General features: G+C 60.1%; 19 protein-coding genes. 8 read left to right on the top strand and 11 right to left on the bottom strand.

Translation table 11 applies throughout. The features are described from left to right. Positions 1–5: 5 nt before the first annotated feature. The 5 genes from ACSV9I_RS01080 to ACSV9I_RS01060 form a co-directional block, all read right to left on the bottom strand. Positions 6–1,652, bottom strand: a complete 1,647-nt coding sequence (locus ACSV9I_RS01080) for a methyl-accepting chemotaxis protein (protein ID WP_438326615.1) — start codon at positions 1,650–1,652, stop codon at positions 6–8. A gap of 224 nt (positions 1,653–1,876) precedes the next feature. Then, entirely contained in the window at positions 1,877–2,218 is a 342-nt protein-coding gene (locus tag ACSV9I_RS01075; RefSeq protein ID WP_438326614.1) for a RidA family protein, read from the bottom strand. 83 nt (positions 2,219–2,301) lie between these two features. Further along, entirely contained in the window at positions 2,302–2,640 is a 339-nt protein-coding gene (locus tag ACSV9I_RS01070) for a TIGR01244 family sulfur transferase (protein ID WP_054159535.1), read from the bottom strand. 85 nt (positions 2,641–2,725) lie between these two features. After that, positions 2,726–3,550 carry a DUF4432 family protein gene (locus ACSV9I_RS01065; RefSeq protein WP_438326613.1) on the bottom strand — a complete coding sequence of 275 codons (825 nt, stop codon included), beginning with the start codon at positions 3,548–3,550 and terminating at the stop codon, positions 2,726–2,728. Next, on the bottom strand, positions 3,528–4,028 hold the full coding sequence (locus ACSV9I_RS01060; protein ID WP_438326612.1) for a winged helix DNA-binding protein: 501 nt from the start codon (positions 4,026–4,028) through the stop codon (positions 3,528–3,530). Before ACSV9I_RS01060 ends, ACSV9I_RS01065 begins: the two co-directional genes overlap by 23 nt. A gap of 153 nt (positions 4,029–4,181) precedes the next feature. On the opposite strand from ACSV9I_RS01060, the gene ACSV9I_RS01055 reads away from it, so the two are divergent. Next, positions 4,182–5,534, top strand: a complete 1,353-nt coding sequence (locus tag ACSV9I_RS01055) for a L,D-transpeptidase (protein ID WP_156318621.1) — start codon at positions 4,182–4,184, stop codon at positions 5,532–5,534. Positions 5,535–5,674: 140 nt separating this feature from the next. Here the strand turns inward: ACSV9I_RS01055 and ACSV9I_RS01050 are convergent, their stop codons facing one another. The 6 genes from ACSV9I_RS01050 to ACSV9I_RS01025 all read right to left on the bottom strand — a co-directional run bounded on the left by ACSV9I_RS01050 (position 5,675) and on the right by ACSV9I_RS01025 (position 13,240). Beyond that, entirely contained in the window at positions 5,675–6,394 is a 720-nt protein-coding gene (locus tag ACSV9I_RS01050; RefSeq protein WP_054159539.1) for a ParA family protein, read from the bottom strand. Positions 6,395–6,684: 290 nt separating this feature from the next. Further along, positions 6,685–7,830: an iron-containing alcohol dehydrogenase gene (locus ACSV9I_RS01045; RefSeq protein WP_438326611.1), complete on the bottom strand. Its 1,146-nt coding sequence runs from the start codon at positions 7,828–7,830 to the stop codon at positions 6,685–6,687. After that, positions 7,827–9,212 carry an aldehyde dehydrogenase family protein gene (locus ACSV9I_RS01040; protein ID WP_438326610.1) on the bottom strand — a complete coding sequence of 462 codons (1,386 nt, stop codon included), beginning with the start codon at positions 9,210–9,212 and terminating at the stop codon, positions 7,827–7,829. Before ACSV9I_RS01040 ends, ACSV9I_RS01045 begins: the two co-directional genes overlap by 4 nt. 102 nt (positions 9,213–9,314) lie before the next feature. Then, on the bottom strand, positions 9,315–10,685 hold the full coding sequence (locus ACSV9I_RS01035) for a glutamine synthetase family protein (protein ID WP_438326609.1): 1,371 nt from the start codon (positions 10,683–10,685) through the stop codon (positions 9,315–9,317). Between the two features lie 101 nt (positions 10,686–10,786). After that, on the bottom strand, positions 10,787–12,352 hold the full coding sequence (locus tag ACSV9I_RS01030) for an amino acid permease (protein WP_054159390.1): 1,566 nt from the start codon (positions 12,350–12,352) through the stop codon (positions 10,787–10,789). 111 nt (positions 12,353–12,463) lie between these two features. Further along, positions 12,464–13,240: an N-formylglutamate amidohydrolase gene (locus ACSV9I_RS01025; RefSeq protein ID WP_438326608.1), complete on the bottom strand. Its 777-nt coding sequence runs from the start codon at positions 13,238–13,240 to the stop codon at positions 12,464–12,466. Between the two features lie 178 nt (positions 13,241–13,418). On the opposite strand from ACSV9I_RS01025, the gene ACSV9I_RS01020 reads away from it, so the two are divergent. The 7 genes from ACSV9I_RS01020 (at position 13,419) to ACSV9I_RS00990 (ending at position 20,367) form a co-directional block, all read left to right on the top strand. Continuing rightward, complete coding sequence (locus ACSV9I_RS01020; protein WP_054159384.1) at positions 13,419–14,291, top strand: MurR/RpiR family transcriptional regulator; 873 nt, start codon at positions 13,419–13,421, stop codon at positions 14,289–14,291. 169 nt (positions 14,292–14,460) lie between these two features. Further along, positions 14,461–15,546 carry an ABC transporter substrate-binding protein gene (locus ACSV9I_RS01015; RefSeq protein ID WP_438327645.1) on the top strand — a complete coding sequence of 362 codons (1,086 nt, stop codon included), beginning with the start codon at positions 14,461–14,463 and terminating at the stop codon, positions 15,544–15,546. Between the two features lie 100 nt (positions 15,547–15,646). Continuing rightward, positions 15,647–16,537: an ABC transporter permease gene (locus ACSV9I_RS01010; protein ID WP_054159386.1), complete on the top strand. Its 891-nt coding sequence runs from the start codon at positions 15,647–15,649 to the stop codon at positions 16,535–16,537. Next, positions 16,534–17,316, top strand: coding sequence for an ABC transporter permease (locus ACSV9I_RS01005; protein WP_438326607.1), 783 nt, complete (start codon positions 16,534–16,536; stop codon positions 17,314–17,316). The genes ACSV9I_RS01010 and ACSV9I_RS01005 overlap by 4 nt, the downstream gene beginning before the upstream one ends. 12 nt (positions 17,317–17,328) lie before the next feature. After that, on the top strand, positions 17,329–18,381 hold the full coding sequence (locus ACSV9I_RS01000; RefSeq protein ID WP_438326606.1) for an ABC transporter ATP-binding protein: 1,053 nt from the start codon (positions 17,329–17,331) through the stop codon (positions 18,379–18,381). A 40-nt stretch (positions 18,382–18,421) separates the two neighbouring features. Further along, entirely contained in the window at positions 18,422–19,465 is a 1,044-nt protein-coding gene (locus ACSV9I_RS00995) for a zinc-dependent alcohol dehydrogenase family protein (protein ID WP_438326605.1), read from the top strand. Positions 19,466–19,494: 29 nt separating this feature from the next. Then, positions 19,495–20,367 (top strand): hypothetical protein, encoded by an 873-nt coding sequence (locus tag ACSV9I_RS00990; protein WP_438326604.1) that lies wholly within the window; start codon positions 19,495–19,497, stop codon positions 20,365–20,367. The last annotated feature ends 12 nt before the right edge of the window (positions 20,368–20,379 follow it).

Below are 20,379 nucleotides of genomic sequence, written 5' to 3'. Positions count from 1 at the left end.
GGCCATCAGCTTGCAATCCGCATTGGTCCGCTCTGGGCGTCCCCCGCCAGCTTGAACCGGGCAATCAATGCCTGAAGGCTCTCACTTTCGCCCGCAAGTTGGTCGGCTACTCGGCTGTTCCCCTCCACCAGGGATGTATTCTGCTGGTTGGCCTGATCGATGAGGTTGATCGAATTGTTGATCGATCCGAGCGCAAGCGATTGTTCCTGCGATGCCCCCGCAATTCCTTCGATCTGCCGATTAATAGTGACAACATCGTCGCGTATGGCCGTGAGGGTCTGGCCAGTCTGATTGACAAGGGAGACACCGTTCGTCACCTCATTTGAGGCCGTTTGAATGAGCGCCTTGATTTCCTTGGCAGCAATCGCGGATCTTTGCGCAAGTTCCCGGACTTCCTGAGCAACGACGGCGAATCCCTTGCCGCTCTCGCCAGCACGAGCCGCCTCAACACCAGCGTTCAGCGCCAAAAGGTTGGTCTGGAAAGCAATTTCGTCGATAACGAAGATCGTGTTCGAGATCTGCTTCGACGATTCCTCGATCCGTCCCATGGCATTGACAGTTTCCGCGACGACCACGCCGGAATGGACGGCATTGTCGCGCGCCTTGTCAGCCGCCAGCCGGGCCTCGCTCGTTCTTTGCGTGGCCTGATGAACATTCTGGGTGACCTCGTCCAGCGCCGCTGCCGTTTCCTCCAGAGAAACCGCCTGCTGGCTCGTGCGGCCGACAAGTTCGCTGTAGCCCTCCCGAATTTCCTGACTGCCTCTGTTCATCCGCTGGATTCGGTCAGATATCGTTCGGAGTGTCTCACGCAACTGTTGGACAGATGTATTGAAATCCTGACGCAGCCCTTCGAATTCGGTCGGGAAACCATGCCTGATCTCCCTGGTGAGATCCCCTTGTGCGAGGGCGCGCAATGCATCAGCCAGGCTGTCTACGACCGTCTTACGGTCCTGCTCAACCTTTGCCTTCAGCGCATCATTCTTGTTGCGCTCTTCCACGGTCATCCGGCGACTGTCCTCGGCGGCATTGGCCATTGCAACAGCTTTTTCAGTTGCAGCCTCGGCATTTGCAATCGCAGCGGCATTGGCAGCAATAGTCTGTTCCAGCTTTACCGCGGTCGCCATCAGTGGCCCGACCAGGATCGTGGCGATCGAAGCATGAATCAGCAGATGGTATATGGCATCCCCCCCAACAGAATCAGACCAGATGATCGAGGGAAGCACGAATGTCAGCACCGCATGGTGCATAACGATCAGCACATTGTAGACGAGCAGCGACCGCCAGCAGGCATAAGCAAGCAGATAGACGTTGAGCACAAAATAGATCATATGCGCTTCTTGCACATATTCAGGCGCGAGCCCTGTCGAAGCATAGGTCAAGAACATGACCTGGACAGCAAGACTCGTCGCAACAACAATCCGGCCAGGCAGATTGAAGCCATAAAGCCAGATGGCTCCATAACCGCAAAGGGTCGCGATCAGCGCACCTGAAGTGGCGACCATCATGCTCCGTCCGGAGAGCCAGGCAACGAAGGATATCAGGATCGCCATGACGACCAACGTCGGAACATAGAGTTTCGTGGCTATCGCCCGTAGAGCGTCGATCGTGATCAACTGGCCGTGTGAACCATTTGGAGCTGCTGAAACAGTCATTGTCGCCTCGATAGAATTGAAACGGTGCCAACGTTAATTACCGAAGGTTAATTTAGAATATCCAGCAACACCGCCACTCGCCGCTTGGTGATCCATAACGCACCCCGGCCCCAGCAGCCTTGGCAGCTCAACGAGGCCATTTGTCTCGCTGAGGCAGCCGACCAAAAACGACAAAGGCCGGGATCTCTCCCGGCCTTTTCGTATTGTTCTACGTTTCTGAAAAATCAGATCGCAGCCGTGACGATGAACTCGACCAGATAGTCCGGGGTCGCGAGCGGCGCGCCGCTGGTAGCGCGGGCCGGCGGGTTGGCAGGATCGATCCAGGCTTCCCAGACAGCGTTCATCTCGCCGAAGGTCGACATGTCGGAGAGGTAGATGATCGTCTGCAGGATCTTCGACTTGTCCGTACCGGCCGCCGCCAGCAGGCGGTCGACTTCAGCGAGCGCCGACTTCGACTGCTCGGTAACGGAGGCGCCTTCGCCAACCTGGCCGGCGAGATAGACGGTGTTGCCGTGGACGACGGCGCCGCTCATGCGCTTGCCGGGCTCGATACGCTTGATGGTCATGGGAAAACTCCTGCTTGAGGCTGGTTTAGAAAACAAACGGGCCGGACTGAAAGGTCCGGCCTCCGGGGGAATGGAAATCAGGTTCAGCCGCGCTGACGCAGCGCGTGTTCGTAAGTGGCGGTCGAGCGCGCACCCGAGCGGCAGTAGCCGAGCATCGGTCGCTCGAACTCTTCCAGAGCGTCGACCATATCAGCGACCGCATCCGGTGTTACACCCATGGGGCCAACTGGCACATGCTTGATCTTGAGGCCAAGTTCTTCCGCGCGCTTGGCAACAGCCGCAAATTCCGGCTGATCCATCTCTTCGCCATCGGGGCGATGGCAGACGATCGACTTGAAGCCAAGCGCCTTGACCGCGTCCACGTCTTCGACCGTGATCTGGCCGCTGACCGAATATTCCTCGTTGATCTGCCTGATGTTCATCGGCGCACCTCGTAAATTCCGTGGGCGAAACATCTACGACGGGCATGGAAAGGCGTCAATGACGCCGCAGTGCTTCCAGCGCCCCTTACACGAAGGAAAATGCCAGACCATAGTGACGGCCGGCGCCGGGCTCGAGCTGATAGAATTCGCCAGCAGCATCCAGGTCTTCGCGGTCGGCCAGCCGATGCGACACCGGCTCGATGCCAAGCACATGGGCGGGGGCCGTCTGGTTGCGCCAGATCTGGAGGTGCGGGAGCGTGTCAGTGCGAAACCGGACCTTCAGCGTCTTGGCCCCAATGGCCGCAATCGGCCCGAGCCGCAGTTCGGCCCAGCCGCCATGCCCCGCTGGCACGCAGAACAGGCCACGCTCACCCTCGCCAAACGCCCAGGGCAAGCCGCCGCCCTCGATCATCGCACCTTCGATCCGCGTTCCCGCGTCGAAATGCCGTGCACCAAGGTTCATGTGGTACATGTGGAAGACCGGGAACGCCGTGTCTCCGGTATTCACGATCTCGTCGGAGAGCTGCACTTCGCCGCTTTCGCCCTTGATCCGCCACTGACGTCGCAATTCGGCCCGTTCACCCCCGGCAAGACGAAGCGGGATCAGCGCACTGGCTGTGATATCCTCGCCCTCTGCCACAAATGTCAGTGCCTCTGCGGCATGCCCCGATGCCGACCCATGCAACGGATAAAGACCACCACCAGTCATGGCGGCCGGGTGACGGATATGGTCGGGTCCGCAGGTGAAGAGAAAGCCTTCCAGCGAATGGTCGATCCGCGGGTCACCATCGTCGGGGATGGCGCGGCCAGGAGCAAGATCCACGCCCTCAACGATGCAGGCGCCGATGTCGAACACGGACGACGGATCGAGCGCCAGTCTGGGACCCTTAGACCCCTGGAAGTAGATCATGCGAAAGCGCTCCGGCGGACACTGATACCTTGTCGAGATGACCGGTTTCGATGAGATCCTCGAATCCCCTCAACCCGCTGTCGAGCGAGGACAGATACGCAATGTTGACGTTGCGCTCAAGCCAACGCTGGAAGAGCTGCGCTTGCCCTTCCAGGCGACCGAACCGGGCAGCCCCCGCTTCCGTCAGAGACAACAATTCAAAACGCCGATCGGTTCGATCCCGCTTACGCGTGAGGTAGCGCTTGTCTTCCAGCACCCGCACAGCCCGACTGATCTTTGTCTTGGATAGACCGCATCTGAGTGCGATCGCCTTCGCCGTGCCCGGAGACGATTGCCCCAGACACCACAGCACCTGCCATTCCGACCAGGACAATTCGTCTTCCGGCCCACATAAACTCAGGAAGGCCCGGTCGAGCACCTCCGCGAGATGCATGACACGATAAGGCCAGAACGCCTCCAACCGCATAGTCTCCTCCATGCGCCCTCCCTCAGCTTTTCCGGGCCCGTACGCCTCCCCAGACGTAGCCCTTCACTTTACGGTTTTAACCACAAGTTCACCATGAATTCATCTTTTCCATATTAGTGTCAAATTTCTAGCGTTTGTCGCGCGCACAGACGAGGAATCCGAATCGTGATCTCTATCAGGAAACTGGGCTTGATCCTGGCGGCAACGCCCGCAGCCCTTACCATTGCCCCGGCCGTAGATGCGCAATCATTCTATGATCGCCGGCAATCGCAGCAGACAGTCCTGGTCTCGCCGGAAGGCGACATTCTCGACTACATCCCGGAATCCGGCGAGGTTGCGATCAGTCGCGACCGTATGGGCCGCACCGTGCTCGTTGATCGTTACGGCAATCTGGTCGCAACAGAAATTCCAGCCGAGAGCTACTATCCGCCCCGTGATCGCGGTCGCAATCGGGACCTGCCCGGCGTTTACGATCCTTATCAGGACGATGCACCAGCGCAGCGGGGCTTTGGCGACGAGGTAACAACCGCCTCGATCCCTGATATCGAGCCCGTTGAACCAGGCAACGACGAGTTGCCTCAGGACATGCCTTATGGCGGGCCAGATTTGCCCCCGCCGGATGACATGGCACCGGCCAAGGTCGTGACGCCGGACATTCCGGTCAAGACGAACCTGTCGCGCCTCGAAATCACCGCTCTTCAGGTCTTTCTCGATCGTGAGGGCGTATCGCCGGGTGTCATTGACGGCAAGATGGGCCAGAACGTCAACAAGGCCATCGTCGCCTGGCAGCAGATCACCGGCGAGACACTCGACCCTAATAATGCCGAGGACATTCTTGAGCGCCTGCGCATGACCGGCGGCATGGCCTTGAAGAGTTACACCATCACGGCGGGCGATGCGGCTGGCCCCTATGTTGCTTCGATCCCGGAAGACTACGCCCACAAGGCGCAACTGCCGGCCATGGCCTACACCTCGACCGCCGAAATGCTCGCCGAGCGTTTCCACATGGATGAAGACTATCTGCGCGAACTCAATCCAGGCGTTGACTTCACCATACCCGGCACCATCATCAAGGTGACTGATCCGGGCGAGGTCAAGACCGGGAGCGTTGCCCGCATCGTGGCAGACAAGGGCCTGAAACAGGTGCTCGCCTATAGCGAAGATGGCAGCCTGCTCGCCGCCTATCCGGCAAGTATCGGCTCTGCCGATACGCCGTCGCCTTCCGGCACGGTGACAATTGAACGTATCGCCCTCAATCCGGGATACACCTACAATCCGAAGGTCAATTTCCAGCAGGGCAACAACACCAAGATCCTGCAGATCCCGCCTGGCCCCAACGGCCCGGTCGGCACGGTATGGCTTGCGCTGTCGAAGCCGACCTACGGCATTCACGGCACACCGGAGCCATCGAAAATCGGTCGAACCCAGAGCCACGGCTGCATCCGCCTGACCAACTGGGACGCAACAGAACTGGCCAAGATGGTGAAGGCAGGTGTCACGGTCGAATTCATCGACTGATTGACCTAGCCTGCATCATCATTCGATGAGAAACAATCAAGCCGCGGCAACCACCGCGGCTTCTTCTGTTTTGAGCGCATGAAAAAGCCGCCAGCAATGCCGGCGGCCTTGTTTATCTCATTGAAGATCCTGGCATTATATCAGGCGGCGCTGCGGACCAGCCGGAACAGCCGGCGCGGCTCGGATGACCGCACGATCCGAACCGGGAGCAGTCGCATGACTTCGGAGGCGAAGACCCTGGCGTTTTCCTGGGCCTTGTCGAGATTGCTGACCTTCGCTGCATCCATCGAATACAGCGTGCCACCACAGTCGAAGATCTCGCGGAAGGCACTGCGCTCGGCAATCGGCGTATCGATAACGTTCACACCGCGTGCGGCCAGAAGACCCTTGATAGCGAGAAGTGCACGGGTCGTGACCATGGAGGTGACGCGTGTGAGCACGACCGAATGCGGAATGACGAGATTGCCCGCGTCTTCCATGAGCTTGATCAGATCCAGGATCTGAGCGCCACCCCGGGCGTCCATGGCACAGCCCTGTACGGGGATCATGACGTGATCGGACAGGCCGATACCTGTTGTGACCATGGCATCGCGGGCACCGGCGAGATCCATGATGATATAGTCGTGATTGCGCGAGAGCTCGCGAATATGGCCCTGCACCGACGCCACCGAAACCTCGGAGACGACTTCGATATTGCGCTGCGGGCCGGAGATATCGTGCCACTGGGTGATCCAGCGCTGCGGATCGGCGTCGAGGATAGCGACGCGATAGCCCTGGTGTGCCAGTTCGGTGGCGAGGAGAAGAGCGGCAGTGGTCTTGCCGGCTCCGCCTTTGGCGTTTGCGAATGAAATGACTGGCATGCTGTGTCCCTGGATGTCGGATCCGAGCGGCTCATCGCTCTCAAGCAGTCACACATATCCGACTGCATATGTTCATCATTGCTAAACATGGTTAACAAATCGAAAACACGAGCCCAGCCATCCCTCCCTAATTTTTGGGAGGCACATCAAAAAAAGCCAGAGATTTCAGAGCGAAGAGGGTCGAACTTCACCAGCAAGAGCAGCAGACAGTCATCGGGGAAAAGTTAATTTCCATGATAAAAGCGGGCAAATGCACCTGCATCTGCCCGCTTTTGTGGTGCGAAAGGGAATCAGAAGCAGTCGGCGAAAAGCTGCTTCGTATTCTCGAGCGTCATGGCCACCGGGTTACCGCCAGCGCTCGGATCCTCGATCGCCATTGCCGACAGCTCATCGATCCGATCATTGGCGATACCCATGGCCGTGAGGTTCTCCGGCACATGCAACTCGGCGCGAAGCGCCAGTACATAATCGTAGAACCCGTCGAACCCACCCGCGATACCCAGATAGGCCGCAGCCCGCTCGATGCGGTCTTCAATGACGTGACGGTTGAACTTCAGTACCGGCGGCATGACGACGGCATTGGTCATGCCGTGATGGGTGTTGTAGACGGCTCCGATCGGGTGCGACAGTGCATGGATCGCGCCAAGCCCCTTCTGGAACGCGACAGCACCCATGGCAGCCGCAGACATCATGTTGGTCCGCGCTTCGAGGTCGGTCCCGTCCTTATAGGCGCGGGGCAGAAATTCCTTGACCAGTCGCATGCCTTCGAGCGCGATGCCCTGGCTCATTGGGTGATAGAAGGGCGAGGAGTAGGCTTCGAGGCAGTGCGCAAACGCGTCCATGCCGGTGCCTGCCGTGATCATCTTCGGCATGCCGACAGTCAGTTCCGGATCGCAGATCACGACGCCGGGCAGGAACTTCGGATGGAAGATGATTTTCTTCACATGGGTTTCGGAATTGGTGATGACCGAGGCGCGACCGACTTCCGAACCGGTACCAGCTGTTGTCGGAACGGCGACGATCGGCGCAATGCCATCGGAATTGGCGCGGGTCCACCAGTCGCCGATATCCTCGAAGTCCCAGACCGGCCGCGTCTGGCCAGCCATGAAGGCTACGCATTTGCCAAGATCGAGGCCCGAGCCGCCGCCAAAGGCGACGACGCCGTCATGGCCGCCATCCTTGTAAGCCTTGATGCCGGCTTCAAGGTTCTTCTCGTTCGGGTTCGGATCGACATCCGCGAAGATCGCGCGGCCAAGGCCCGCCTCTTCCAGAACGTCAAGCGCCGTCTGGGTGATCCCCATCGGCGCAAGGCCCCTGTCTGTGATCAGCAGAGGCTTCTTCATGCCGAGCGACTTGCAGGCCTCCGCCAGTTCCCTGATGCGGCCACGTCCCATCTTGATGGCGGTGGGGTAGCTCCAGTTCGCGACGATGTTCATTTCGTAACTTTCTTCAGATGGTAGGATTTCGGACGGGTGAGGTTCTGGAAGCCGAGCACGGAGAGCGAGCCGCCCTTGCCGGTTTCCTTGACGCCGGTCCAGCAAAGCGCCGGGTCGAGATAGTCAGCGCGGTTCATGAAGACCGTGCCGGTCTCGATGTCGCGGCCAATCCGGGCAGCGCGCTCGGGATCCTGGGTCCAGAGCGACGCGGTTAGACCATAGGGGCTGTCATTCATCAGCTCGAGTGCTTCCGCATCGCTCTTCACCTTCATGATGCCGACGGCCGGACCAAAGGTCTCGTCTTTCATGAAGGCCATGGAATGGTCGACGTTGGTGAGCACCTGCGGCATGATATAGGCGCCACCGTCATCGGCGGGGAAAAGCTTCGGATCGACCAGCGCCTTTGCCCCCTTCGAAACGGCATCGGCGATCTGCTCGCGCACCACCTTGGCGAAACGCTTGTTGGCCATTGGCCCCAGTGTCGTTTCCGGGTCGAGCGGATTGCCGAGCTTGTAATTCGACACCCAGGCGACAGACTTCTCGACGAAGGCGTCGTAGAGGCTCTCATGCACATAGATGCGCTCGATGCCGCAGCAGCACTGGCCAGAATTGTAGGTGGCGCCATCCATCAGCGTATCGACGGCAGCATCGAGGTCGGCGTCTTCCATGACATAACCAGGGTCCTTGCCGCCGAGCTCAAGTCCAAGGCCGGCAAAGGTGCCGGCAGCGGCCCGCTCGATCGAGCGACCACCTTCGACCGAACCGGTGAAGTTGATGAAGTTGAAATTGCCGGCCGCGATGAGCGCGGACGTCGTGGCATGATCGAGGAAGAGGTTGATGAAGACATCATCAGGAACGCCCGCCTCGACGAAGGCGCGCACCATGCGCTCACCGACGAGCAGGGTCTGGGTCGCATGCTTGATAACGACCGTATTGCCAGCCATGAGCGCCGGTGCGATCGTGTTGATCGCGGTCATATAGGGGTAGTTCCACGGCGCGATGACGAAGACGACGCCATGCGGCTCCCGCTCGATTCGACGCTCGAAGCTTGCACTGTTTTCCACGACCAGCGGCGCAAGCGCATCGGCAGCAATGGCTGCAACATAGTTGGAGCGCTCGTTGAAGCCCTTGTACTCGCCGCCATAACGCACCGGCCGCCCCATCATATGCGCCAGTTCCGGCACCACCTCGTCCGACATCTCATTGAGGCGGGCAACGCCCTTCAGCACGAGCTGCACACGGTCTTCAAGCGGCCGACGGGCCCAGGCCTTCTGCGCCTTGCGGGCACGCGCAACGGCCTCGGTCGCGGCCTCCAGCGACATGGCCGGCCGCTCGGCGTAGACCGATCCATCGATCGGCGAAATGCATTGGATCATCGTCATGATCGTCTTCCTGTGTTCTAGAACGAGATGACAGGGGCCGAAGCCGCCGTCCATGTTTCCACCCTTACGCCGAGGACTGTTGCGGCTCAATGCCGTCTTTGGTCACGCCCGTTCAAAGCCGCGCGCCACCTCCCAGTCCGTGATCCGGCGGTCGTATTCCTCCTGCTCCCATTCGGCAGCCCGGACATAATGATCGATGACATCGTCACCAAAGGCCGAGCGCAGCATGGCCGAACCATTGAGGGTTTCGGCTGCGGCACGAAGCGTCCGCGGAATTTCGCGCGCCTCCTTGGCACCATAGGCGTCGCCGGTGAAAGCGGGTTCGAGTTCCATCTTCTTCTCGATCCCATCAATGCCGGCCGCCAGCAGTGCCGCCATGGCGAGATACGGATTGAGGTCCGATCCACCGACGCGGCACTCGACGCGGATCCCCTTTGTTGCATCTCCGCAAAGCCGGTAACCGGCCGTGCGATTGTCCTTGGACCAGATTGCCTTGGTCGGTGCGAAGGTTCCCGCCATGAAGCGCTTATAGGAGTTGATATAGGGCGCCAGGAAATAGGTGATTTCCGAGGCGTGGTTGAGAAGCCCCGCCATGTAATGCTTCATCACCTCCGACATTCCATACTGACCCTTCTCGTCGAAGAACAGCGGCGTTTTGCCATCGGCAGACCAGAGCGACTGGTGGATATGCGACGAGGAGCCTGCGGCATTATAATGCCACTTGGCAAGGAAGGTGATCGCCTTGCCCTTCGACCAGGCAATCTCCTTGCAGCCATTCTTGATGATCACATGTCGATCGGCCATGGTCAGGGCGTCGGCATAACGAACATTGATTTCTTCCTGGCCGGCAGACGCCTCACCCTTGGAATTCTCGACCGGAATACCGGCACCCTGCAGCCCCTTGCGGATCGCCCGCATGACGTCTTCTTCCTTGGTGGTCTGGAAGATGTGGTAGTCCTCGTTGTAGCCCGAGACCAATTTCAGGTCGCGATAGCCGGAAAGACGCGCCTCGTCATAGGTCTGGTCGAAGAGGAAGAATTCGAGTTCGGTCGCCATGAAGGCCTTCATGCCCATGGCTTCAAGTCGGGCGACCTGCTTCTTCAGGATCGCGCGCGGTGAATGCGGCACTTCAGCATGAGTGGCATGGTCGAGCATGTCGCAGAGAACGAGTGCCGTGCCTTCAAGCCAGGGAATGCGGCGAAGCGTCGAAAGATCCGGCTTCATGGTGTAATCGCCGTAGCCCTTTTCCCAGCTCGTCGCCTTGTAGCCGGAGACGGTTTCCATCTCCATGTCGGTCGCCAGCAGATAGTTGCAGCTATGGGTTTCCTTGAAGGCGCTTTCAACGAAGAACTCCGCCTGGAAGCGTTTGCCCATCAAGCGGCCCTGCATGTCCACCTGGCACGCCAGCACCGTGTCGATGCGCCCTTCGGCGACGTCTTTCTTCAGCTCTTCGAATGTATAGGTGGTGGTCATCTGTGTGGTCCCATAGGTAGCCGACAATGCAACATCAGGCGGTAAAGCTGAGGATGTTCGGCAGGCGCGGACCGATAGATGTCCGCGCCTGCCGCAGGATTTTAGATTTCGCCCACAGCTCTTTCAGCAGCGAGGATCTCTGCCTTGCGCTTCTCGATCATGTCGCCGATTGGCGGGCCCTGGAAGCGCTTGGCCTCGAAAGCAAACCAGATAATGACGGCCAGAACGATGAAGCCGACGGTCACGGCGAGAACCTTGTCATTCGGTGGCTGGATGGCGATGTAGATGATGATCAGCATGCCGATGGTCGCGAGGACACCGATGACCTTGAACAGTCCAGCGCCGAGGTCCCACGGTCCTGCTGCCGGCCATTTCGATGTTCCAAAGGCGAAAATACCAAGGGCGATCGGTGACAGGAAGGACAGGAAGAGGAAGATCAAGGTCGCATTGACGACGGTGACATAGAGGCTGGCTTCACCGACCGAGATGAACAAGGCCCCCCAGACAAACAGCACTTCCAGGATGCCGGCGGTCCAGATCGCGGTTACGGGGGTCCGATACTTCGGGCTGACGGAAGACAAAGCCTTCGAGCCAACCGGAAGTCCCTTGTCGCGGGAGAAGGCGAAAATCATCCGCGATGCGGAGGTTACCGTTGCAAGACCGCAGATGAACTGCGCGACGAAGATGGCGACATACAAGATGGTCACCAGCCAGGCCGGCATGATCGTGTTGACCGTGTAGAAGAACACGTTCCAGCCTTGCCTTGCACCCTCGGCCATATCCGGGATGGCAATGACGAAGGAGCTGAGCATGATCCAGCCTGCAAGGGAAGACCACAGGACGGACATGACAATCGAGCGGGGCACCGAATGGGCCGCTTTCTTCGTTTCTTCCGACGTATGAGCCGAGGCATCATAACCGGTGATCGTGTAGATCGGCAGCAGCAGCCCGAGGCCGAAAATGTACCACATGCTGTCGGACTGAGGCCAAACATTGCCGCCGATTTCACCCGAATTGTTGGTGAAGGTCCACAGGCGGCTGATTTCCCAGGTCGGCGCGAAATAGAGGCAGGCCACTGTCAACACGGCAGCCGTCACGAGGATCAGCGAACCGGAAAAGTCCGTGAGCTTTGCTGTCAGGCTGATGCCGAAGTGATTGATCAGAACCTGGATCAAAGTGAAGCCGGCGACGAGCAAGACCTGGGTCGCAGGCGAGACCAGACCGTCCTCGCCCAACAGACCCAGCTGGGCACCGAACGTGCCACCCAGGAAAAGAGCGGTTCCGATGTTGATTGCGCCGAGAACGGTGATGAGGCCAAGCAGGTTGAGCCAGGCCGTCAGCCAGCCCGTGAAGCGGTTTCCGAGGATTGACGACCAGTGATAGAGCCCGCCCGCCGTGGGATAGGCTGATGCGATCTGAGCCATGCCGAGCGCGAAAAACCCAGAGATGATGCAGCCGACGGGCCAGCCGATACCGATCGCGGCGCCGCCGACACCGGAGGTCGCCTGAGCCAGCGAATTGATGCCGCCGGACAGAATGCAAATAATGGAGAAAGAAATCGCAAAATTCGAAAATGAACTCATGCTGCGTTCGAGTTCCTGGGCATAACCCATGGAATGCAGCACGTGCATATCCTGTTTTTTGTCTGAATCAGAGTAATCTGACATGGCATCCCCCAATGTGAAGATCGGCCGCGGGATTGCGGCGATCATGTACCTGGCCCGCCGCTTGTTTTGGCGGTTAGTGGCAGCAAAGCTGCTCCCCGTGAGGTCGTTCTGTTATTTTCCTTCGACGACACGGACCGCAGTTGCGATCAGCCCGGCGAGGTAGTCGGCCATGACCTCTTGGTCGACGGAATTGGCAATCAGGTCGTTGCGCACCTCGATCATCACGTTGGCATGACCGGCGGGCAAGGCATGCAGGCGAAGCGTATGGGTAACCCCGTCCTCCGGCCCATAGGGCGCGTTGCGTTCGACGCGATACGGCCCGGAGATAGCGGCCGACAGCATTGCGTCTGCAAGCCGGCTGTCCGTATCGTGCAGGATACCGATCTCCACATCGCGCTTTTTGCCGAAATAGATCGGCGTGAAACTGTGCACGGTCACGACAACCGGCCGGCGTCCCTCCTGGACATAAGCGGCAAGAAGCGCGCTGACGCGATCGTGAAACGGCACATAGATCGCAGCAGTTCGGGCATAGCGCTCGGCCGGCGCAAGATCGCGATTGCCGGGTATCTCGAAGATTTCGCTGCTTTCCGGCATGGCGGCCGGCGATTCCGGCGGCCGGTTGCAGTCATAGAGCAGGCGCGAGAAACGCTGATGGACCAGTGCTGCTTCAAGCCGCGTCGACAATAGACGGGCAAGTTCAAGCGCACCGGGATCCCAGGCGATGTGGCTGACCAGCACCTCCCCTGACAGCCCCAGCTGTCCCGCCGAGATCGGCAGGCGGTGAGATGCATGTTCGCAGACCAGCACGACCGTGCCGGCCGCGCGTTCGTTCTCGACAGCCACGGCTTCACCGTCGGCTGGCGCCAGAATTCCTGACCTCAGCAGCATGCTGTTCCCCCGGGCCTGATGGCCTCTGTATTTAACGAAGAGAATTCTTCACGGAGCCCGCAGTGTCAATCCGCTTCTGAAAATTTCTCTTCAAAAGCCAGTTGACAGCCAGCAAGGGCGGGGGCTTAATCTTTGTCATAAAGCTGGCAAAGACCGGCTTAGGGGAGACAATCAGTCCTTGCTCAATGCGTCCAAGACAGTGTCGGACGTGATCCATGCTCATTTCGATGGGCTGACGCGTGCTGAACGGCAGCTGGCGGAAAGCCTGCTGGACAACTATCCTGTGTCCGGGCTCGGCAGCATCACGACTGTCGCCGAGAATGCCCGCGTATCGACACCGACCGTCGCCCGCATGGTTCAGAAGCTGGGCTACAAGGGCTATCCAGAATTCCAGGCGCATCTGCACCAGGAACTTGAAGCCACCATATCGAACCCGATCGCGAAACACGACCGCTGGGCGGCGGACGCGCCCAACCGGCACATTCTCAACCGCTTCGCCGAAGCCGTGATGAACAACCTGAGGAGTTCACTGGGCGAACTGAAGACAGCAAGCTTCGATGATGCAGCAAGCCTGCTGGGCGACCGCAACCGAGACATATATTTCGTCGGTGGCCGCATCACCGGGGCGCTTGCCGAGTACTTCTTCACCCATATGCAGGTCATCCGGCCCAAGACCACACTAATGTCCTCGAATGCGAGCGCCTGGCCGCAATACGTGCTGAACATGCACGAAGGCGACGTGCTGGTGATCTTTGACATCCGTCGCTACGAGGCCGACCTGACGACATTGGCGAAGGTAGCGAAGGCGAGCGGCGTTGAGATCATCCTGTTCACCGATCAGTGGACGTCACCGGTCGCACAGCACGCGCGTACGAGTTTCAAGCTGCACATCGAAGCACCGTCTGCATGGGACTCCTCCGTCGTGACACTTTTCGTCGTCGAAGCGCTGATTGAGGCCGTCCAGAGCTCGTCCTGGGACCAGACGCGCGAGCGCATCAACACGCTGGAGGATTTGTTCGAGCAGGCACGCCTGTTTCGAAAACCTCGATGAGCGAAGAGGGCTCGATACAGAAATTTGAGACGGGGGCCAGCCCCGTCTCAGGCAAAGGGCGGAAATTTGGGTGGGAGTTCCGTCACATAACCATAACATATCACCCCTAATTGATCGCCATCGCTGCCAACCTCAGAGGAGAACCACAGTGACCACCAAGTTCCGCAAAATGCTGTCGCTGACGACCGCACTCGTCATGACGACTTCGGCCGTCGCCTATGCTGAACCAAGCGCAGAGCTCATCGAAGCCGCCAAGAAGGAAGGCATGCTGACGACGATCGCCCTGCCCCACGACTGGTGTGGCTATGGCGCGGTAATCGACAGCTTCAAGAAGAAGTACCCGGAAATCACCGTCAACGAACTGAACCCGGACGCCGGTTCGGCTGACGAAGTCGAAGCCATCAAGGCCAACAAGGACAACAAGGGCCCGCAGGCGCCTGACGTTGTCGACGTCGGTCTCGCCTTCGGCCCGCAGATGAAGGCCGAAGGTCTTCTGCAGCCTTACAAGGTCTCGACCTGGGACGAGATCCCTGAAAACGTCAAGGACGCCGAAGGCTACTGGTATGGCGACTACTACGGCGTCATGTCGCTTCTGGTGAACAAGGACCTCGTGGCCAACACTCCGAAGGATTGGTCGGACCTTCTGAAGCCGGAATATGCCGGTCAGGTCGCTCTCGCCGGTGATCCGCGCGCCTCCAACCAGGCTATCCTCGCGGTTCTCGCAGCCGGCATGGCCGGAGGCGCAAAGGCTGGCAAGGAAGCTGGCGAAGCTGGCCTGAAGTACTTCGGCGAAATGAACAAGGCCGGCAACTTCGTGCCTGTCATCGGCAAGTCCGGCACCCTCGCCCAAGGCGCAACCCCAATCGTCGTGATGTGGGACTACAATGCCCTCTCGGCCAAGAACACGCTGGCCGGCAACCCGCCGGTTGAAGTCGTCGTTCCAGCTTCGGGCGTTCTCGCAGGCGTCTACGTTCAGGGCATCTCGGCTTACGCGCCGCATCCGAACGCAGCCAAGCTGTGGATGGAGCACCTGTACTCCGACGAAGGTCAGCTCGGCTGGCTCAAGGGCTATTGCCACCCGGCACGCTTCAACGCCATGGTAAAGGCCGGCAAGGTTCCGCAGGATCTGCTCGACGCTCTGCCGCCGGCAGATTCCTACGAAAAAGCTTACTTCCCGACGTTGGAAGAAGTCGACGCTAACAAGGCCGCGGTCACCGCCGGCTGGGATAGCGTCGTCGGCGCCAACGTTCAGTAAGGACCGAACTTGAGGAGCCGCCCCGAGCCTTGCAGGGTCGGGGCGGCGCCTTTTATTCAAGAAGAACCGTGGAAAACACGGAGGAAGAGGGGCAGACAGAATGGCAATAGACAATGCCGGTACGGGACCGCTTGCCCGTCCTCGAACGCGGCTTCCGCTTCACTGGCTCGGCGTCCTGCCGTTTGCCATCTTCATTCTTCTGTTTCTCATCATGCCGACGATGAAGATCGTCATTGGCGCCTTCCAGCGCCCGGACGGCAGCTTTACCTTTGCCAATGTCCTAGGTCTGTTCACGCCCTCGATCATGGCTGCCTACTGGATCTCCATTAAAATCAGCCTGGCATCCGCACTGCTCGGCTGCCTGATCGGCTTCTCCGTGGCCGCCGCCGTCGTGCTGGGTGGGCTGCCGCAGTGGATCCGCAGCCCGCTTCTCACCTTCTCCGGTGTCGCTTCGAACTTCGCCGGCGTACCGCTTGCCTTCGCCTTCCTCGCCACGCTCGGTCCCGTCGGTCTGCTGACCGTTTTTCTGAAAACGCAGCTTGGCATCGACCTGCGCCTGCTCGGCTTCAATCTCCTGTCCTTCTGGGGTCTGACCGTTACCTACCTCTTCTTCCAGATCCCGCTGATGGTGCTCATCATTACGCCGGCCCTCGACGGCCTGAAGCGCGAATGGCGCGAAGCGGCCTCGATCCTCGGCGCAACGAATTTCCAGTATTGGCGCATGGTCGCCTTCCCGATCCTGCTGCCGTCGATCCTTGGAACGATCGCGCTGCTCTTCGCGAACGCCTTCGGCGCCGTGGCAACCGCAATTGCGCTCACCGGCTCTTCGCTCAACATTGTGCCGATCCTGCTTTTTGCCCAGATCCGCGGCGACGTGCTGGGCGATCCGCATCTCGGTTATGCGCTCGCCTTCGGCATGATTACCGTGACCGGCGTGGCCAACGGGCTCTATATCTGGCTGCGCGCACGCAGCGAAAGGTGGATGAAATGAAGCGCTTGTGGGCCTGGGCCGCGCTGACTGTCGGCCTCCTCTATTTCATCCTACCGCTGATTGGTATGACCAACTTCTCCCTGAAGATGCGCCGTGGCGAGTATTCCTTCGATGCCTATGGCAAGGTCCTCGCCGATCCGCGTTTTCAGGAGACCTTCAGCTATTCGGTAAGCATGGCACTGATGACAATCGTCTTCGGCGTGCTGCTGATCGTACCAACCGCCTATTGGGTTCGGCTGAAGATGCCCGGTCTTCGCCCCTATATCGAATTCGTCACGCTGCTGCCGCTGGTCATTCCGGCAATCGTCATCGTTTTCGGCTACATCAGGCTCTACAACACATCGAGCTGGCTGCCGCTGACGGGCTCGTCCACCGGTACAAATATCCTGCTGATGTTCGGCTATGCCACACTTGGCCTGCCCTACATGTACCGCGCCGTCGACACGGGCCTGCGCACCATCGACGTCACCACCTTGACCGAAGCCGCCCAGAGCCTCGGCGCCGGTTGGGCGACGATCATCGGGCGCATTATTCTTCCCAATGTTTCGGTGGCCGTGATGTCCGGCGCCTTCGTGACCTTCGCCATCGTCATGGGCGAGTTCACCATGGCCGCCCTTTTGAACAAGCCGGCCTTCGGGCCTTACATGCAGCTGCTCGGCGCCAACCGCGCCTATGAGCCGGCGGCCCTTGCCGTGATCGCCTTCGGCATTACCTGGGGTTGCCTCGGCCTGATGCAGCTCGTCTCCCGCCTCCAGAAAACGGCCCCTCGCCAGGCCTGAGGATTTCCTTTCATGACCTTTCTGACACTGAACAGCCTCAAGAAATCCTTCGGCGCCACCCAGGTGGTGCACGACTTCAACATGGCGATCGACAAGGGCGAATTCGTCTCGTTTCTCGGTCCGTCGGGCTGCGGCAAGACCACGGTGCTGCGCATGGTGGCGGGCTTTGAGACACCGTCTGCCGGCACCATCGTCGTCGACGGCAAGGACCAGACGAACCTAAAGCCCAACCAGCGCAATATCGGCATGGTCTTCCAGGCCTATGCGCTGTTTCCCAACATGAACGTCTTCGACAATGTCGGCTTTGGCCTGAAGATCGCGGGCATGCCGAAGGCCGACATCGAGAGCCGCGTCAGGGAAATGCTGGCGCTCATTCATCTGGAACATCTGGCTGAACGCTATCCCTACCAGCTGTCCGGCGGCCAGCAGCAGCGCGTGGCGCTTGCCCGCGCGCTCGCTCCGAAGCCGCAAGTGCTGCTGCTCGACGAGCCGCTCTCGGCACTCGATGCCAAGATCCGCGTCTCGCTGCGTGAGGAAATCCGCCAGATCCAGCAGAAGCTCGGCATCACCACCGTCTTCGTCACCCACGACCAGGAAGAGGCGCTGTCGATCTCCGACCGCATCGTCGTCATGAATGCCGGCAAGGCCGATCAGATCGGCACGCCCTTCGAGATCTACAACCGCCCGACGACCCGCTTCGTCGCCTCCTTCGTCGGCACGCTGAATGTCATCGAGGCCGTGGTTGCCGACCAAAGCGCCGGTCTCGTCAAGATCGGCGAGCAGACGCTCACGATAAAGGACGCCATTGCCGCCGCCAATGGCACGGCGATCCAGCTTGCCATGCGCCCGGAAGCAGGCTCGCTTTCCGATACCGCCAACGCCACCTTTGCCGGCACCGTGACCTCCAGCCAGTTTCTCGGCTCGGTCATCCGCACGCGGGTGGCAGTCGATGGCAAGACCATCTCGTTCGACACCTTCAACGATCCCGGCACGCCGCCACCCGTGGTCGGCACCACGGTCGGCGTGAAGATCGATCCATCGGCTTTGATCGTACTCGCGGAATAATCACCGGCAAAGCCACTTTCGTTCGGGAAACGAGGTTCCGATGCGCGCTGTCTATTACGAAAGATTCGGTGTTCTGCCGGAGATCCGCACCCTGCCCGATCCGACCCCGACGCCATCAGGTGTCGTCGTCGCGGTCAAGGCCACTGGTCTCTGCCGCAGCGACTGGCATGGCTGGATGGGCCATGACCCCGATATCCGCCTGCCGCATGTGCCGGGCCATGAACTCGCCGGTACCATTGCCGCCGTCGGTCGTGACGTCAGGCGCTTCCGTGTCGGCGACCGCGTCACAGTGCCCTTCGTCTCCGGCTGCGGCCACTGCACGGAATGCCGCTCCGGCAACCAGCAGGTCTGCGAAGAACAGTTTCAACCCGGCTTCACCCATTGGGGTTCGTTTGCCGACTATGTCGCAATCGAATATGCCGACCAGAACCTCGTCCTACTGCCAGAAGAGATTTCCTATGACACGGCCGCCAGCCTCGGTTGCCGCTTCGCAACCTCCTTCCGCGCCGTTGTCGATCAGGGCCGTCTGAAAGGCGGCGAGTGGCTGGCCGTGCATGGCTGCGGCGGAGTCGGCCTGTCGGCCATCATGATCGGGGCTGGTCTCGGCGCCAATGTGATCGCCATCGATATTGCCGAGGACAAGCTCGCTCTGGCCAAAGCCCTTGGCGCAACAGCCGCCATCAACAGCCGCAATGTTTCAGATATTGCCGAAGCCGTGCGGGACCTGACCGGCGGTGGAGCGCATGTCTCCGTCGATGCGCTGGGTCATCCGCAGACCTGCTGCAATTCAATCTCCAATCTTCGCCGTCGCGGCCGGCATGTGCAGGTCGGGCTGATGCTCGCAGACCACGCAATGCCGCAGATTCCGATGGCGCGGGTGATCGCCCATGAACTCGAGATCTATGGCAGCCACGGCATGCAGTCCTGGCGCTACGACGCCATGCTGGAGATGATCCGTTCGGGCAGACTTGCACCGGAGAAGCTGATCGGCCGCCACATCGGCCTCAACGACGTCCCTCAGGCGCTCGCCAATATGGATCGGTTCGCCGAGAGCGGTATCACCATCATCGATCCGGCGGCTTGAACACCCGCAACCGCAAAGAAAAGCAGACCATGGCGCCTCGCATCAGCATTATCGAAAGCCTTTCCGACCCGGGAAAGGAAGGCCGCGCCAATGAGGATCGCCTCGGCTACAACGAGACCTCAGCCTTCATCTTCGACGGCGCAACCGGTCTCGGCGATCGTCAGTTTATGGAAGGCTACGGCTCCGACGCCGCCTGGATCGCCGAATTCGCCGCAACACGGCTCGCCGAGCGGCTCGACCGAGACGCCGAGCCGAAGGCCGTTCTGCGACAGATCTCGGAGGAAGCCCGCGACGCCTTCCTCGCGGTCGCCGGCGACCAGCCGCGCTATGCCTGGCCGCTCAGCAGCTTAACGGCGCTGCAGGCCACGCAAACCGGCTTCCGCTACTTCGGCCTTGGCGACAGCTGCATGTATATCCTGCATGACGACGGACGCGCCGACTTCATCATCCCGATCCCCGGCGCCTATGAATGGGAACAGCACCAGGCGGCGCAACACATCGCGCGCGTGGGCGGCATCGGCGCGGCCAACATCGCAACCAGTGATCCCACAACCCTCGAAGATCTGCGCCGTGGCCGCGCCCGTCAGAACACGCCCGACGGCACCACCTGGACCTTCGGCGTGGTGCCCGAAGCTGCCGATCACCTCGCCATGGTCGACGTGCCCCTCCATGGCGGGGGCGCAACCGCCATCCTTTGCTCGGATGGGCTGGCCGATCTTGTGGCTCTTTACAAGCGCTACGATGCAGCCACGCTCGTCCAACGCGCCGCGACGGCTGGGCTGAAGTCGCTGGTGTCAGAACTCCGCCACATGGAGCGCGAAGTCGATCCGGACGGGCTGAAATACCCGCGGTACAAGCAGAGTGACGACACCACTGCCATCCTGCTGAGGCTGGAGGCGTGAAGACAATTAGGA

The organism is Rhizobium sp. G187 (assembly GCF_051549525.1).
Classification (GTDB): domain Bacteria; phylum Pseudomonadota; class Alphaproteobacteria; order Rhizobiales; family Rhizobiaceae; genus Allorhizobium.
Note: the sequence above shows the minus strand (reverse complement) of the source record. Positions and strands in the feature narration are given on the sequence as shown.